General features: G+C 69.1%; 15 protein-coding genes and 3 pseudogenes. 8 read left to right on the forward strand and 10 right to left on the reverse strand.

The features are described 5' to 3' along the window. Nucleotides 1-90 precede the first annotated feature (90 nt). Entirely contained in the window at nucleotides 91-552 is a 462-nt protein-coding gene (locus HPY32_RS35805) for a glycoside hydrolase family 25 domain-containing protein (RefSeq protein ID WP_067588999.1), read from the forward strand. On the opposite strand, the gene HPY32_RS46660 is transcribed toward HPY32_RS35805, so the two are convergent. Continuing rightward, a complete protein-coding gene (locus HPY32_RS46660; protein WP_156674848.1) occupies nucleotides 549-1,142 on the reverse strand; it encodes a TetR-like C-terminal domain-containing protein in 594 nt (197 codons plus the stop codon). The genes HPY32_RS35805 and HPY32_RS46660 overlap by 4 nt on opposite strands. Here HPY32_RS46660 and HPY32_RS35815 point away from each other — a divergent pair. From HPY32_RS35815 to HPY32_RS35840, 5 genes are read left to right on the forward strand one after another with little or no spacing between them, the layout of a single operon-like run. Continuing rightward, nucleotides 1,030-1,974, forward strand: a complete 945-nt coding sequence (locus HPY32_RS35815) for an ABC transporter permease (protein WP_067588995.1) — start codon at nucleotides 1,030-1,032, stop codon at nucleotides 1,972-1,974. The genes HPY32_RS46660 and HPY32_RS35815 overlap by 113 nt on opposite strands. After that, the gene (locus tag HPY32_RS35820; protein WP_067588993.1) at nucleotides 1,974-2,843 is read left to right on the forward strand and encodes an ABC transporter permease; all 870 of its coding nucleotides are present in this window, start codon (nucleotides 1,974-1,976) and stop codon (nucleotides 2,841-2,843) included. Before HPY32_RS35815 ends, HPY32_RS35820 begins: the two co-directional genes overlap by 1 nt. A gap of 1 nt (nucleotide 2,844) precedes the next feature. Further along, nucleotides 2,845-5,217 carry an ABC transporter ATP-binding protein gene (locus HPY32_RS44135; RefSeq protein WP_216676638.1) on the forward strand — a complete coding sequence of 791 codons (2,373 nt, stop codon included), beginning with the start codon at nucleotides 2,845-2,847 and terminating at the stop codon, nucleotides 5,215-5,217. Further along, nucleotides 5,214-7,043, forward strand: coding sequence for an ABC transporter substrate-binding protein (locus tag HPY32_RS35835; RefSeq protein ID WP_082871467.1), 1,830 nt, complete (start codon nucleotides 5,214-5,216; stop codon nucleotides 7,041-7,043). Before HPY32_RS44135 ends, HPY32_RS35835 begins: the two co-directional genes overlap by 4 nt. 9 nt (nucleotides 7,044-7,052) lie before the next feature. Next, nucleotides 7,053-7,556 carry a DinB family protein gene (locus tag HPY32_RS35840; RefSeq protein ID WP_082871466.1) on the forward strand — a complete coding sequence of 168 codons (504 nt, stop codon included), beginning with the start codon at nucleotides 7,053-7,055 and terminating at the stop codon, nucleotides 7,554-7,556. Nucleotides 7,557-7,562: 6 nt separating this feature from the next. On the opposite strand, the gene HPY32_RS44140 is transcribed toward HPY32_RS35840, so the two are convergent. The 3 genes and pseudogenes from HPY32_RS44140 to HPY32_RS46665 all read right to left on the reverse strand — a co-directional run. After that, nucleotides 7,563-8,174, reverse strand: coding sequence for an alkaline phosphatase family protein (locus HPY32_RS44140; RefSeq protein WP_216676697.1), 612 nt, complete (start codon nucleotides 8,172-8,174; stop codon nucleotides 7,563-7,565). A 24-nt stretch (nucleotides 8,175-8,198) separates the two neighbouring features. Then, on the reverse strand, nucleotides 8,199-8,882 hold the full coding sequence (locus HPY32_RS44145; protein WP_216676698.1) for an alkaline phosphatase family protein: 684 nt from the start codon (nucleotides 8,880-8,882) through the stop codon (nucleotides 8,199-8,201). A 55-nt stretch (nucleotides 8,883-8,937) separates the two neighbouring features. Beyond that, nucleotides 8,938-9,141: pseudogene (locus HPY32_RS46665) on the reverse strand (imelysin family protein); the annotation flags it as partial. Between HPY32_RS46665 and HPY32_RS45195 the strand changes: the two are divergent. Next, entirely contained in the window at nucleotides 9,092-9,265 is a 174-nt protein-coding gene (locus HPY32_RS45195) for a hypothetical protein (protein ID WP_231951665.1), read from the forward strand. The pseudogene HPY32_RS46665 and the gene HPY32_RS45195 overlap by 50 nt on opposite strands. 397 nt (nucleotides 9,266-9,662) lie before the next feature. On the opposite strand, the gene HPY32_RS35855 is transcribed toward HPY32_RS45195, so the two are convergent. The 3 genes from HPY32_RS35855 to HPY32_RS35865 form a co-directional block, all read right to left on the reverse strand. Continuing rightward, nucleotides 9,663-10,613, reverse strand: coding sequence for an alpha/beta fold hydrolase (locus HPY32_RS35855; protein ID WP_067588985.1), 951 nt, complete (start codon nucleotides 10,611-10,613; stop codon nucleotides 9,663-9,665). A 76-nt stretch (nucleotides 10,614-10,689) separates the two neighbouring features. Next, complete coding sequence (locus tag HPY32_RS35860; protein ID WP_067588983.1) at nucleotides 10,690-11,268, reverse strand: TetR/AcrR family transcriptional regulator; 579 nt, start codon at nucleotides 11,266-11,268, stop codon at nucleotides 10,690-10,692. 97 nt (nucleotides 11,269-11,365) lie between these two features. After that, nucleotides 11,366-12,247 carry an SDR family oxidoreductase gene (locus tag HPY32_RS35865; RefSeq protein ID WP_067588981.1) on the reverse strand — a complete coding sequence of 294 codons (882 nt, stop codon included), beginning with the start codon at nucleotides 12,245-12,247 and terminating at the stop codon, nucleotides 11,366-11,368. A gap of 88 nt (nucleotides 12,248-12,335) precedes the next feature. On the opposite strand from HPY32_RS35865, the gene HPY32_RS35870 reads away from it, so the two are divergent. Beyond that, nucleotides 12,336-12,914 carry a TetR/AcrR family transcriptional regulator gene (locus HPY32_RS35870; protein WP_067595898.1) on the forward strand — a complete coding sequence of 193 codons (579 nt, stop codon included), beginning with the start codon at nucleotides 12,336-12,338 and terminating at the stop codon, nucleotides 12,912-12,914. A gap of 21 nt (nucleotides 12,915-12,935) precedes the next feature. On the opposite strand, the pseudogene HPY32_RS35875 reads toward HPY32_RS35870, so the two are convergent. From HPY32_RS35875 to HPY32_RS35885, 3 genes and pseudogenes are all read right to left on the reverse strand, one after another. Next, nucleotides 12,936-13,215 (reverse strand): annotated as a pseudogene (locus HPY32_RS35875) (Dyp-type peroxidase); the annotation flags it as partial. 42 nt (nucleotides 13,216-13,257) lie between these two features. Next, the gene (locus HPY32_RS35880) at nucleotides 13,258-14,037 is read right to left on the reverse strand and encodes an SGNH/GDSL hydrolase family protein (RefSeq protein ID WP_067588979.1); all 780 of its coding nucleotides are present in this window, start codon (nucleotides 14,035-14,037) and stop codon (nucleotides 13,258-13,260) included. A 110-nt stretch (nucleotides 14,038-14,147) separates the two neighbouring features. Further along, nucleotides 14,148-14,407 (reverse strand): annotated as a pseudogene (locus tag HPY32_RS35885) (hypothetical protein); the annotation flags it as partial.

Consider the following 14,407-nt stretch of genomic DNA (forward strand, 5'->3'; position numbering starts at 1 on the left):
ATACGAGCGGGGCGGGCGGGCTCTCTCGATGTGTTCGGGTGGCCCGCTGATCGCCGACGGTGCAGATGGGGAAACGCAATGGCGCGGACTATGTACGATTCCGTTACGGCGAAAGATATTCCGGCGCATGCCGCCATGGTGGCGGGGTATGTCGACGGGAAATTCCGTTGGTCGCAGGCTGATTGGGGTCGGTTCCCGCATGCGATCAAAGTGCGCATCGCGGTCAGCCCGCATACCGACGACGGTCACGTCCTCGATGTCGAGCCGGGCGACAGCACTCCGGCTCAGGCCCCGGGCTGGATCCGGAAGCGGCATGCGGCCGGTCTGGCGCGACCGACCATCTACTGCAACAGATCTACCTGGCCCGCCGTCCGCGCGGCCTGCAAGGGCCTGACCTACGCGGTGTGGATCGCCGAGTGGACGGGACGCCAGCACGCAATCGCGGGAGCGGTCGCCTGCCAGTGGGCCACGCCGGGTCGCGGTTCGGCTGGGCACTACGACATTTCGCTCGTCACCGACGATCGGTGGCCCATGTTTGCCGAGTCCTGTTAGAAACCCATCGAATCGATCAGGCGCGCGGCGGTTTTCGCGTCCAGGGGGGTGCGGGATACCGCGAGCCGGTACCAGAGGACGCCGTAGATCTGGTCGGCGAGCAGTTCCAGGTCGGCGTCGGCGGGGAGTTCGCCGCGGGTGCGAGCGCGGTCGAGGATGCGATGCAGGGTGGTGCGGCGGTCGCGGGCGAAGGCGGTGAGCAGTTCCGTTGTCGCGGGGTCGGTAGCTGGAATGTCCGCATGCTCGGCACCGATCTGCTCACTGTCCGCATCGATCTGAACTGACCGGTCGGGTGTGGTGGATTTCGGTTGATACGGCCTGGGTAAAGGGTTTGGCGCACAAGGATTCTGGGGTGGACGGGGGCATGTGGCCTGGTTAGCATTCCGGCATGAGGACGGCTGGGCGGTTGGTCGGGTTCGGGAGGGTGTGGGTGGTGAGTGTGCGGGGCGGTGCGGGTGCCGTCGGGGGGAGGCGACCGTGACCGGGTATCTGCTGCGGCGGGTACTGCAGTCGGTGGTGGTGGTTGTGCTGGTGGCGGTGGTGACGTTCGTGTTGTTGCAGCTGTTGCCGGGTGGGCCGGCGCGGGCGATTCTGGGGCCGAAGGCGACCGCGGAGCAGATCGAGACGTTTACCCGGCAGAACGGGTACGACAAGCCGGTGGTGGTGCAGTTTCTGCGGTGGGCGGGCGGGGTGTTGCACGGGGATCTGGGGTATTCCTACAAGTTGAATCAGCCGGTGCTGGATGTGATCGATGAGCATCTGCCCAAGACGATCGTGTTGATGGCGTTGTCGACGACGGTGGCGTTGGTGCTGGCGGTGCCGATCGGGATCTATCAGGCGCGCAAGCGTAATACGCTGGGCGATTACGCGGTGACGGCGTTGTCGTTCGCGTTCTATGCCATGCCGAGCTTCTTTCTCGGTGAGTTGCTGATTTTGTTGTTCGCCATTCAGCTGCACTGGTTTTCGCCGGTCGGGCCGAACGGGGACACGCTGGGGGCGGTGTTCGGGCAGGCGTCGAGCCTGGTGTTGCCGGTGGCGACGCTGGCGTTGATCACCGTGGCCTCGTTCAGCCGGTATGTGCGGTCGTCGGTGATGGAGAACCTGAGTCAGGATTATGTGCGCACCGCGCTGGCCGGTGGCGCCGGCGACGGGCGGGTGCTGCTGCGGCATGTGCTGCGCAATTCGCTGATTCCGGTGGTCACGCTGTTGGGGATCACGCTGCCGCAGTTGTTCGCGGGCGCGCTGATCACCGAGCAGGTGTTCAACTATCCCGGGATGGGGTTCGTCTTCGTCCAGGGGGCGCAGGTGCACGATTATCCGATTCTGCTGGGTATCGGCCTGATGGTCGCGGTCGCGACGGTCGTGGGGTCGCTGCTCGCCGATATCGGTTACGCGGTGCTCGATCCGAGAGTGACGTATTGATGACCGATCACAGCGTCCGGGCGCGTGCCGGATTCCGCGCCACCGTGCGCGCCCTGCTGGAGAACAAGCTCGCCGTGGCCGGTGTCGCGCTGGTCGTGTCCTTCCTGCTGCTCTGCTTTCTGGGGCCGCTGCTGTATCACACCGATCAGATCGGCACCGATCTCGCGAATGCGAATCAGCCGCCCGGTGGCGCGCATCCGCTGGGCACCGACGATGTCGGCTACGACGAGCTGGGTCGGTTGATGGTGGGCGGGCAGGCGTCGCTCGAGATCGGGGTGGCCGCGGCGATTATCGCGACCGTGTTCGGGACGCTGTGGGGCGCGGTCGCCGGATATGTCGGCGGCATCGTGGATGCGGCGATGATGCGGGTGGTCGACACCCTGCTGGCGATTCCGACGCTGTTTCTGCTGCTGATCCTGGCGTCGATTTTCACCGCGTCGGTGGGCCTGCTCATCGTGGTGGTGTCCTTCGCCGCCTGGCTGACGCCGGCGCGGCTGGTGCGCGGGGAGACCCTGTCGTTGCGTACCAGGGAATACGTGCAGGCGGTGACGATGATGGGCGGCGGTAATCGCCGGGTTGTGCTGCGCCACATCATGCCCAATGCGATCGGCACCATCGTGGTGAACGCGACCTTTCAGGTGGCGGACGCGATTCTGCTGGTCGCCGCGCTGAGTTATCTGGGGTTGGGGATCGCGCCCCCGCACGCGGATTGGGGCAATATGCTGTCCAACGCAACGGATTTCGTGCAGAACGGGTACTGGTGGATGATCCTGCCGCCGGGTGTGGCGATCATGCTGGTGGTCGTCGGATTCAATTTCCTGGGCGATGCGTTGCGCGATGCGCTCGAGGTTCGGCTGCGGAGGCGCTGACATGACCGACGCGACGCGGCCGCCCGTGCTGCGGGTGGACGATCTGCACACCACCATCGATGTCCGCGACGGTGTCGTGCGCGCGGTCGACGGCGTGACCCTGCACGTGCATCGGGGCGAATTGCTGGGCCTGGTCGGCGAATCCGGTTGCGGTAAGACCATGACGGCGCTGTCGATCCTGCGGCTGCTGCCCGCGGGCGGGCGGATCGCGTCGGGCCGTGTCCTGCTCGGCGGGCAGGACCTCGCGCGGTTGCCGGAGCCGCAGTTGCGGCGGGTGCGCGGCGGCCGGATCGGCATGGTGTTCCAGGATCCGCTGACCTCGCTGAATCCGACCATCCCGATCGGCAGGCAGGTCGGCGAGCCGCTGGTGTTGCACGCGGAGCTGTCGGCGGCGGCCCGGCGTGCGCGGGTGATCGAGGTGCTGGATCTGGTGGGTCTGCCGCGCGCGGCCGAGCGGCTGGGCGATTTCCCGCATCAGCTGTCGGGCGGCATGCGCCAGCGGGTGATGATCGCCCGCGCGCTGGTGTGCGAGCCGGATCTGCTGATCGCCGACGAACCGACCACCGCCCTGGATGTGACCATCCAGCACCAGATCCTGGAGCTCATCGACGAGTTGCGCACCCGGGTCGGCATGGCGGTCATCCTGGTCACCCACGATTTGGGGGTGGTCGCCGGGCGCGCCGACCGGGTGGCGGTCATGTACGCGGGCCGCATCGCCGAACTCACCGACACCCGATCGCTGTTCGCCAACCCGCGCCACCCCTACACCGAGGCCCTGTTCGACGCGCTGCCGGAGAATTCCGCCGACTCCGGCGACACGCTGTACAGCATCCCCGGCCTGCCACCGGACCTGATCGACCCGCCGACCTCCTGCCGCTTCGCCCCCCGCTGCCGCTACGCGACCGACCGATGCCGCACCGAGGACCCGCCCGTGCGCAGCGACGTGCCGGGGCACGACTATGCGTGCTTCCACCCGGTCGGCGCCCCGGGCGCGCTCGATTCCGGCCTCGAGCACGCCGGAACGATGGAGGGGCGCAGTGCCGGAATGACGGAGGGGCACGATGCCGGAACGGTGGCGGGGCGCGACGCCGCAATAGCGGAGGGGCGCGATGCCGCAATTGTGATGGGGCCCAACGTCGCTGCGCTGTGGGAGGTGGGCGCCGCCGTGGCGGAGACCGGTGATGCCGAGGCCGTGGAGGGGCATGGCACCGGTGTTCTGGAAGACCATGATGCGGACGTGACGCAGGGGGATGGCGCCGGGGCAGTGGGTGGGCGTGCTGTCGGTTCGGTGAGACGGCTTGTCTCCGTGCGGGAGCGCGGTGCGGTGGGGCGGGAGGTGGTGGGGGAGCCGCTGCTGCGGGTGGAGCATTTGGTGAAGGACTTCCCGGTTACCGCGGGGGCGGTTTTGCGGCGCACTGTGGGGGCGGTGTCGGCGGTTGCTGATGTGAGTTTTTCGGTGGCCGCGGGGGAGACGTTCGGGTTGGTGGGGGAGTCGGGGAGTGGGAAGACAACGGTGGGGCGGTGCATCGTGGGGTTGGAGACGCCGTCGGGGGGTAGTGTGCGGATCGGGGGTGCGGAGTTGATGTCGTTGCGGGGGAAGGCGTTACGGCAGCGGCGGCAGGATACGCATCTGGTGTTTCAGGATACGTATTCGTCGTTGGATCCGCGGATGCGGGTGGGGGCGATCGTGGCCGAGCCGATCGTGATTCACGGTGTCGGTACGCGTGCGGGGCGGGCGGCGCGGGTGCGGGAGCTGCTGGGGGAGGTCGGGTTGCCCGCGGCGGCGGCGCAGCGGTATCCGCACGAGTTCTCCGGGGGGCAGCGGCAGCGGATCGCGTTGGCGCGGGCGCTGGCGTCGGCACCGACGTTGATCGTCGCCGACGAGCCGGTGTCGGCGCTGGATGTGTCGATTCAGGCGCAGATTCTGAATCTGATGAGCGATCTGCGCCGCCGCCACGGCCTGACGTATGTGTTCATCTCCCACGACCTGTCGGTGGTGCGGTATCTGTCCACCCGGATCGGGGTGATGTATCTGGGCAAGCTGGTGGAGACCGGCCCGGCCGCCGAGGTGTATCGCAGCCCGCGCCACCCTTACACCCGCGGCCTGATCGACACCGTCCCGGTCGCCGATCCGTGGGCCGGGCGTGGCCGGGCGGCGGTGATCACCGGCGAGTTGCCGTCGGCGCGCACACCGCCGTCGGGGTGCCGGTTCCGCACCAGATGCCCGCTGGCGCAGGAGATCTGCGCGCACGAGGAGCCGCCGATGCGGGTGTTCGGCGGCGACGGCCACCGGGCCGCCTGCCATTTCCCGCTGGCCGAGTCCGGGGCGTCGGCGGCCGAATGTACCCCTAGAGAGAAGGATGTCCGGGGATGAGGGTGACAAGACTGGTGGCCGCCGCGGGCGCGGTGCTGGCGGCGGCGTCGATACTGACCGGCTGCGGTTCCGGGTCCACGACCTCGGGTGGGACCCCGCAGCCCGGCGGGACCGCGGTGTTCGCCGAAACTCCCGGCGCGCAACCGAATTGGATCTTCCCGGTCTACGACGCGGCGCACAACAGCGGGTACGCCACCGGTGATCTGCAGTGGCTGATGTATCGCCCGCTGTACTGGTTCGGCGACAGCTCGGGCGGCACGGGGGTGAACGAGACCAAGAGCCTGGCCGCCCCGCCGAAGTACAGCGACAACAACTCCACCGTCACCGTCGATCTCAAGCCGTACAGGTGGTCGAACGGTGAGCCGGTGAACGCGAAGAGCGTGCTGTTCTGGATGCACATGCTGACCGCGGAGAAGCAGAATTTCGCCAAGTACGTGGTGGGGAAGTTCCCGGACAATGTGAAGGCGGTGACCGAGACCGGTCCGCAGCAGGTCACGTTCACCCTGGACGGCAGTTATTCGCCGACCTGGTTCACCGGGGTGGAGCTGGCGCAGATCACGCCGCTGCCGATGGCGTGGGACAAGACCTCGGATGCGGCGGCGCCGGGCAGCGGTGGCTGCACCGAGAATCAGTCCCGATGCGATGCGGTGTACCGGTATCTGTACGACAAGAGCAAGAATCTGTCGACCTATGCCACCGATCCGCTGTGGCAGGTGGTCGACGGCCCGTGGCATCTGACGAATTTCGACGCGCAAGGGCATATCGCGTTCGATCCGAACCCGGCCTACAGCGGCCCGGACAAGCCGCATCTGGCGCATTACCGGATGGAGCCGTTCACCAGCACCGACGCCGAATTCAATACGCTGCGTTCGGGAACCACGGTGTCGGTGGGCGGGGTGCAGGCGACGAATCTGCCGGAGAAGAAGGCGTCGCAGGCGCTGCCGAGCACCAATCCGTTGCAGGCCAACTACAATCTGGTGCCCGCCTACGGCTGGGGCTGGAGCACGTCGATCCTGAATATGGACAATCCGACGTTCGGCGCCACGTTCCACCAGCTCTACATCCGCCAGGCGTTGCAGCTGACGCTGGATCAGGAGACCGACGTGAACTCCGCCATGCGCGGTTACGGCGCGGTCACCACCGGTCCGGTGCCGAATCGGCCGGACAATCCGTATCTGACCGACGCCGAGCGCGGTGCGGGCCCGTACCCGTTCGACCGGGAGAAGGCGAAGGCGCTGCTGACCGGGCACGGCTGGACCGCGCAGAACGGCGTCATGACCTGCACCGCCCCGGGCACCGCGGACACCCAGTGCGGCGCGGGTGTGGCCGCGGGCACCCGGTTGCAGTTCACGCTCGAATATTCCACGGGCAACCCGACTTACGGCCGGATGGTGCAGCAGTGGAAATCGGATGCGGCGCAGGCGGGCATCGTGTTGGACCTGAAGGGTCAGGAGTTCAACACGGTGATGGACGATGTGAGCAACTGCAAGGGTTCGGGTCCGGCGTGTGACTGGCAGATCGGTTTCTTCGGTTATCAGCAGTACGACGCGGTGCCCACCGGTGAGCAGCTGCTGCTGCCGGGGGCGAGTGAGAATATCGGCAACTACAGCGATCCCAAGCTCACCGAGTTGATCAATGCCACACTGCATTCCGACGACAGGTCCGCCTTCGCCGCCTACGAGGAGTACGCGGCCCGGACGCTGCCCGGGCAGATCAATATGCCGCTGCGCACCTATATGGAGGTGGTGGCCAAGAACCTCGGCGGCGTGTCGTTCCCGGCGGTGCAGACCGCGCGGGCTCCGGAGGACTGGTACTTCACCAAGTAGCGTGAGGGCGTGTCTTGTTGCGCCGAATGCGGTTTCACCTATGATCTGGCCGCGGCCGAGCGGGTCGCGGCCCTCGCCCAGGAGTACGCGGTCGACTACGCCGACCTGCTGCACACCGACCCGCGGGTGTTGCGCCGCCGCCCGGCCCCGCAGACGTGGTCTGCGCTGGAGTACGCCTGCCATGTCCGGGATATGTTGCTGGTGCAGCGTGAGCGGGTGCTCGCGGCGCGGCGGATGGACCGGCCGGTGGCCGAGCCCATGGGCCGCGACGAGCGCGTCGACCACGACGGCTACGCCGCGCAGCAGCCGACGGCGGTCGCCCGCCAATTACAGGACGCCACACTGCTGTTCACCCAGGTCCTCGAGCGGCTGCCCGCCGAGGACTGGGATCGCACGCTGATCTATTCCTACCCGCAGCGCGCCGAGCGTTCCCTGCGCTGGGTCGCGCAGCACACCCTGCACGAACTGCGCCACCACCTGCTCGACATCCGCCGAGCGCTGGGCGAGGCGTAAACGCGCTCAGTGCTTCTCGGAGCCGTCGGGCTCGAGGAGCAGGGTGGTGGACTGGGGGTGCTGGAAGTCGAACATGCCGGTCATGTCGCCCGCGGTGGTTTCGGAGGAGCCGTTGCCGAGGGCGGGCAGCGACCAGTTCTGTTCGATGAACTTCACCACCGAGGTCTCGTCGGTGCGGGTGTGGTCGACGAAATTGGTTCTGGCGTAGGGGGAGACGACCAGCAGCGGCAGGCGCGGTCCGGTGCCGCAGCGGCCCTCGTGGCCGCCGAGGGCGGGTGTGGTGGCGCAGCCGGGGTAGACGTCGGAGGGGGTGTGGGAGCCGTTGATCACCGGGCCCGCGACGTGGTCGTACCAGCCGTCGGAGTCGTCGTAGGCGAGCACGACGGCGGTGGACTTCCAGTCCGGGGACTGCTCGAGCTTGTCGATGGTGTCGACGACGAAGTGCTGTTCGTCGATGGGGTCGGAGTAGCCCGCGTGCCCGTCCTGGTAGTTGGCGGCCTTGAGGTAGCTGACCGCGGGCAGTTTCCCGGCGGCGGCGGCCCGAGAGAACCACGACAGGTCGTACTGGTGGTTGGCGGGGCCGCCGTGGCCGACCTCGTCGAGCGAATTCGGCGGCAGGTGGTGGGGATTGGCGGTGGATTTCTAGTACTGGAACGGTTCGTGGTGCGGGTTGTAGTCGGTCTGGGTTTGGCCGCCCAGGTTGGGGTGGCTGCTGCCGCACACCGCGTACCCGGCGGCGTTCTTGCCGGTGGGGGTGAAACCGCCCTGGAACCAGCCCCAGCTGATGTTCTTGTCGCCCAGCGCGTCGCCGATGCTGCGGCCGGTCATGGAGATCAGGTTGTCGGTGGTGGTGTGGCTCTTGTCGGAGCAGTCGTCGTAGGCGGGGTCGGCGTCGTCGATGAGGCTGCCGACGCCGTCGGGGCCGGGGGCGGCCACCAGGTTGGGGTCGGTGACGGCGTTGCCGGTCTTGGCGTCGATGGCCTTGGCGCCGTAGGTTTGTGCGGCGGTGACCTCGAGCGCGCCCGGGGTGGACGGGCCGAAGGTGGTGCCGAAGGAGTTGTCGTTCAACGCGTAGTGCTGGGCGTAGTTCCACAGCGCGGTGACGGTGTTGCCGTCGTAGTAGTCCATGACGATGCCGTTGGGGCCGTATTCGCCCGTGCAGTCGCCCTTCTGGGTCTTCTGGACGAACTGGTCCATCTTCCCGTTGTCGTAGGCTTCCTGCTCGGCCCTGTAGGAGTGGTCCTGGTCGCAGGTCATGGCCTGGGCGGGGGTGAGCCGCTGCGGGTTGAACAGATTCGGGTTGTGCGCCAGCAGGTCCGGGGTCAGGCCGTGGACCGCGGGGGTCGCCGAAGGCGCCGTAGGCCGCGCCCAGCCGCGCGTAGTCGAGGTGGGCGGTCAGCCATGCGGTGCGGGCGGCGGCGCGGTCGCCGGTGGTGATCTCGGCGTGCAGTGTGTCGGTGTCGGTGGCCAGGCGGGCCAGTCCGGCGGTGACGTAGTCGGTGTAGCGGCGGTCGGGGTCGTAGAGGTCGGCGGCGGTGACCGGGAGGACGGCCGGTCCGGCGGGCGGGCCCGCGAGCGTCACCACGGGTCCGGTGATGATCGCGTTGTCGGAGTTCTCCATGGCGCAGCGCACCGCGAACCGGCCGCCGCCGAGCCGGACCCGGATGCTGCGGGTGGTGTTGGAGGCGAGGTTGTTCACCTCGGCGTAGATCGCCCCGGTGGTCACGTCCACGAGGTCGGCGGTGGTGGGCTGGCTGCCGGTATTGCGGAATACCAGGGTCTGCTCGCCGGAGTGCGGATCGTGCCAGCCGGTGCCGCAGGCGTTTTCGGCCACCTCGATCGTGGGCGGTCCCGCCGCCGGGGCGGTCTGCCGTCCGCAGCAGACCGCGCCCAGCGTCGTACCGGCGACGACGAGGCACGCGACTGCCCGCCGTGCTGCGATCCTGCTCATACTCAGCGTCAGCGTACGGCATCGCGGCCGCCGGGAAAGGCTGGGCCACACGCTGTACGGCGACTGTTCACGCCGTGGTCGCGGTGGCTCGAATCGTGCAGGGCGGCCGAGCATTCCTGGCGAATGTGCGGGGAATGCCCGGCCGCCGGGATGATTCAGTGCGCGGCGGCCGGGTCGGGGAGGGCCGGGGTGTCGGCGAAGAAGGCGAGGAGTTCGGCGACCATGCGGTCGGGTTGTTCCTCGGGGACGTAGTGGCCGCTGCCCTCGATGGCGACGACGCGGACGTCGGTGCCCTTGTCGGCCATTTCCGCGCGCAGCACGTCGTAGGAGTGTTCGCCGGTGAGGGTCAGGATGGGGGTGGTGGGCGGGGTGTAGGTGGCGAGGTCGGCGATGTCGCGGCGGAAGGTCTGGTACCAGCGGTTACCGGCGGCGACGGCGCCGGGGCGTTCGTAGGCGTGGGCGTAGACGGCGCGGGCCTGGTCGTCGACGGCGTCGGGGACGTCGAGCATGTGGTTGTAGAGCCAGTCGATCACCAGCCGGAAACGCCCGGCCAGCAGGTGTTCCGGGAGTCCGCGCAGCTGGTTGAACGCGAACCACCACACGTAGGAGCCGCGGCCGTCGGCGAGGGCGGCGGCCTGGTCGTCGGTGGCGGGCAGCATGGGGACGGTCAGCCACGACGGGTCGGGGACGCCGTGATCGATGGTGACGAGTTTGCGCACCGAGGCGGGGAAGGTGGCGGCGAGGTGGTAGCCCACGCCCGCGCCGATGTCGTGCCCGGCGACATACGCCGACTCGTATCCGAGCCGCGCGATGAGGTCGTGGATGTCGCGGGCCATCGTCTTCTTGTCGTAGCCGTCGGCGGGCATATCGGAACCGCCCATGCCGCGCAGGTCGACGGCGGTGACCCGATAGTGGCGGGCCAGCGGGGGCAGCACTTTGCGGAACTGCCACCAGGTTTGGGGCCAGCCGCCGAGCAGGATCAGCGGCTCGCCGCTGCCGCCGGTGACGTGGTGCAGGCGGATGCCGTTGACCTCGGTGTGCGCGCTGGTGAATTCGCCCGGCAGCGAGGCGGCCAGCTCGGCGTCGGTCGGCACGGCGGTCGTCATGAAACACTCCTTTATTTGAATGAACGATCCAGAATCAAGGCAGGGGGCAGGGCCGCGCGAGGGCGGCCGGACAGGGTCAGGCGAGCAGGCGGAGGGCCTGGTCGACGGCGTCGTCGAGGAAGCGTCGGCGCAGTGCGGTTTTCCCGATCACGCGCACGCCCTGCAGGAAGGTGACCAGGAAGCGGGCCAGCGCCGCCGGGTCGCGGTCGCCGGGGAGTTCGCCGTGCGCGCGGGCGCGCAGCAGGGCGCTGGTGAGCACGGTTTCCATGGTGTCGAAACCGGCGGCTACCAGGCGGGCGGCGTCCTCGTCGGCGGGTAGTTCGACGGCGGTGTTCATCATCAAACAGCCCTTGGCCTCGGCGTCGGCCAGCGCGGTGCGCAGGTACCAGCGGACGAGCTCGCGCACCGCGTCGAGGGCGGAGTCGGGGGTGGAGACGCGCTCGAGCAGCCCGATGCGGGAGTCGTCGACGTAGCGTTCGACGGCGGCGAGGTAGAGCTCGTGCTTGCCGCCGAACGCGCCGTAGATGCTGCCGCGGCCGAGGCCGAGATGGTCGACGAGGTCCTGCATGGAGGTGGCCTCATACCCCTTGCGCCAGAACAGATCCATGGCCGCGCGCAACGCGGTGTCCGGATCGAATTCCTTCGTTCTGCCCATGGGGGAGACGCTACCTTAACTGGATCGAACGTTCAAATAATCGGCAGCGGATCGTGTTCGGTGAGTAGTGGTCCGGTATCGGCGGGCTTGTTCCTGGTCAGGGCTGGATGTTTTCCAGGTCCTCGAGAAGGTTGGGGTGCTGGGGTTCCCAGCCGAGTGCTCGGCGGGTGTGGGTGCTGGAGGAGGGCTGGTCGGTGGCGAAGATCGGGCCGAGGGGGCCGTAGGTGTCCTCGGCGACGGGCTCGACCGGCAGGCCCAGGCGTCGGCCGATGACCGCGGCGATATCGCGGACCGGGTCGCCCTCGTCGGCCACGGCGTGCCAGGAGGTTCCGGCGTCGGCCTTTTCGAGGGCGAGGCGGAACAGGACCGCCGCGTCGAGCGCGTGCACGGCGGGCCAGCGCTGGGTGCCGTCGCCGGGATAGCCCGATACCCCGATCCGGCGGGCGAAAGTGGTCAGCACACCGGCGAATCCGCCGCTGCCCTGATTGTGCACGGTGCGCGGCAGGCGCACGGCCGAGGTTCGGACGCCGCGCGCGGCCAGGCCGAGGGTCGCGGTGACCGTGCGCCCGCGGCCGCCGACCGGACCGTCGCCGGGCAGCGGGTCGGCCTCGGTGGAGGCCCGGCCCGGCACGGCGGGCGTCCCGGCGACGGTGACCAGGGGCCGGTCGCTGCCGAGCAGTTCCTCGCCGAGGGTGGTGAGGGCGGCGGTTTCCTCGGCGACGGCTCGGGCGAGGGCGTCGGGGCTGCTGAAGTCGTTGGCGAAGGCCAGGTGGATCACGCCGTCGGCGCGGGCCGCGCCGGCGCGCACGACATCGAGATCGGCGAGGGCTCCGCGCAGCGGCTCGGCGCCGGCCGCCGCGGCGGCGCGGGCGGAGGCGTCGGAGCGGGTGAGGGCGAGGACGGTGTGGCCGTTGCCGAGGAGTTCGGCGACGACGGCGGACCCGATCAGACCGGTGGCGCCGGTGACAAAGACGTGCATGGACCTCTCCTGTCAATGATGGGACTCTTGTCCCGTCACACGCTACCAGATCGACGGGACAACAGTCCCATCACTTATGATGACGGGTATGAGTCGATGGGAACCGGGGGCGCGGGAACGCCTCGTCGTGGCGGCGGTCGATCTGTTCACCGAGCAGGGATACGACGCGACGACGGTGGCGCAGATCGCCGAGCGCGCCGGGGTCACCAAAAGCACCTTCTTCCGGCACTTTCCGGACAAGCGCGAACTGCTGGTCGCCGGGCAGGAGACGCTGAGCCGACTGCTGAGCGAGGGCATCGCCGAGGCGCCCGAGGGCGCCAGCCCGCTCGAGGCGGTCGCCGCCGGTCTGCGACGCGCCGCGACCGCGATGGGCCCGATGAATCGCGAGCTGGCCCCGCGCCTGAAGGCGGCCGTCGCCTCCAGCACCGAACTTCAGGAACGCGACGCCCTCAAAATCGTCAGCCTCGCCGCCGCGATGACGACCGCCCTGGCCGCCCGCGGCGTCCCCGGCCCGACCGCGGCACTCGCCAGCGAACTGGGCGTCCTCGCCTTCAAACGCGGCTACGCCGAATGGTCCGACAGCGACCGCGACACCGAGGACGAACTCGCCGAATACCTGCTGGCGGCCCTGGACGAATTGCGCACGGCCAGCGCCTCACTGGGCTGACGCCACCACACGCTGACCCGGTCAGCTCTCGAACAAGGTCTGCCCCAGATACCCCCCGGGCCCCGGCACTCCCGGCGGGATCGCGAAGACCGCCGACCCGATGGGCGGTCGTCCACACATTGAGGGCGTCGAAGTCGGCGAGGCGCCGCTGGACCGGCAGGAATTGGGTGGTGATGTCGCGCTGGTAGGCGGCGAACAGCAGGCCCGAGTCGGAGGTGGCGCCGGGGGCGGGGGCGTCGTCGTAGTTGTAGCCACGGCGCAGGAAGCGCTCGCCGTCGTGGGTGTGGTGGGCGCGGGAGATCCCGATCGCCGCGGTGCACACAACACCAGCGACCCCGCGCCCCTAGTCGAGAATTGGCAGCAGCCCAGGCCGTTTCGCGGTGATGTCGGCCCCCGACGACACGCCACGCAATCGGCGGCCGATCCACGGCGCCATATGCAATGCCGCCCACCGCAGCTCCCCGCCGACGAGCTCAGCGACCGTGCGGCGAAACGGCGGCAACGGCTGCCGCCACGCCCCGTCCGCCCCCGGCAGGCCCAGCGTCTCGGCGACCGCGCGCGCCACCAGATCATGCCCGAGCGGATTGAGATGCAACCGATCCTCGGCCCACAACCGCCGATCGGTGGCGGCGGTGACCGGCTCGAAATCCACGAGCACCACCCCGGGCCGCCGCGCCAGCTCCCGCATGCGCGCATTCATCGCCCGCACCCGCGCCGACAGCGGCCGCACGATCGGCGCCACCCCGCCGATATCGGGAAAGGTGAACGTCACCACCCGCGCCCCGGCCGCGGTCAACGCCGCCAGCATGGCATCGATATCGGCCAGCACCGCCGCCTGATCGAACCGCGGCCGGATCAGATCGTTCATCCCCGCCACCACCGCCGCCAGATCCGGCCGCTGCGCCAGCGCCGGACCCAACTGCTCGCTGCGGATCTGCGCGGCCCGACGCCCCCGCACGGCCAGATTCGCATACCGCAGACCGGGATTGGCGGCCGCGAGCAGAGCGGCGAACCGGTCCGCCCACCCCCGATGCCCGCCATTGCCGTCCGGATCGCCGATACCTTCGGTCTGACTGTCGCCCAACGCGACGAACCGGTCGAATGGATGGGTATCCGCGGTCACTGTCCCCTCCTGCGGTGCGGGCTCGGCGACCAGATTGTACGGTCACCCGGCGAACAACGCGGAGCGAGCAAACGACCGGGTCCGCCACTGGAACCTGGCCCGCGCCCACCTCACCGCAACCGATCCAGCACCCGCCCCGCCGTCTCCAGCACCTCGTCCACCGAATCCACCACATACATCAAATCCACGAAGAAATCATCGAAACCGGTCGCGGCGGCGGCCTTCTCGACCGCGGCCACGATCCGGTCGACCTCCGTCCCCCGCGCCACATTCACCCGCACCACCGTCGCCACCGAACCCGGATCCCGACCCGCCGCCTCCGCCGCACGATCCACCGCCGCCCGCCCCCGCCGCAAACCCTCCCACTGCC

The sequence above is a fragment of the Nocardia terpenica genome, assembly GCF_013186535.1.
Classification (GTDB): domain Bacteria; phylum Actinomycetota; class Actinomycetes; order Mycobacteriales; family Mycobacteriaceae; genus Nocardia; species Nocardia terpenica.

Bases quoted from the DNA above. Each gene is read 5' to 3' on its own strand.
- HPY32_RS35805 (WP_067588999.1), top strand. From the start codon at position 91: ATGTACGATTCCGTTACGGCGAAAGATATTCCGGCGCATGCCGCCATG.
- HPY32_RS35820 (WP_067588993.1), top strand. From the start codon at position 1,974: ATGACCGATCACAGCGTCCGGGCGCGTGCCGGATTCCGCGCCACCGTG.
- HPY32_RS44135 (WP_216676638.1), top strand. From the start codon at position 2,845: ATGACCGACGCGACGCGGCCGCCCGTGCTGCGGGTGGACGATCTGCAC.
- HPY32_RS35835 (WP_082871467.1), top strand. From the start codon at position 5,214: ATGAGGGTGACAAGACTGGTGGCCGCCGCGGGCGCGGTGCTGGCGGCG.
- HPY32_RS35855 (WP_067588985.1), bottom strand. From the start codon at position 10,613: ATGACGACCGCCGTGCCGACCGACGCCGAGCTGGCCGCCTCGCTGCCG.
- HPY32_RS35860 (WP_067588983.1), bottom strand. From the start codon at position 11,268: ATGGGCAGAACGAAGGAATTCGATCCGGACACCGCGTTGCGCGCGGCC.
- HPY32_RS35865 (WP_067588981.1), bottom strand. From the start codon at position 12,247: ATGCACGTCTTTGTCACCGGCGCCACCGGTCTGATCGGGTCCGCCGTC.
- HPY32_RS35870 (WP_067595898.1), top strand. From the start codon at position 12,336: ATGAGTCGATGGGAACCGGGGGCGCGGGAACGCCTCGTCGTGGCGGCG.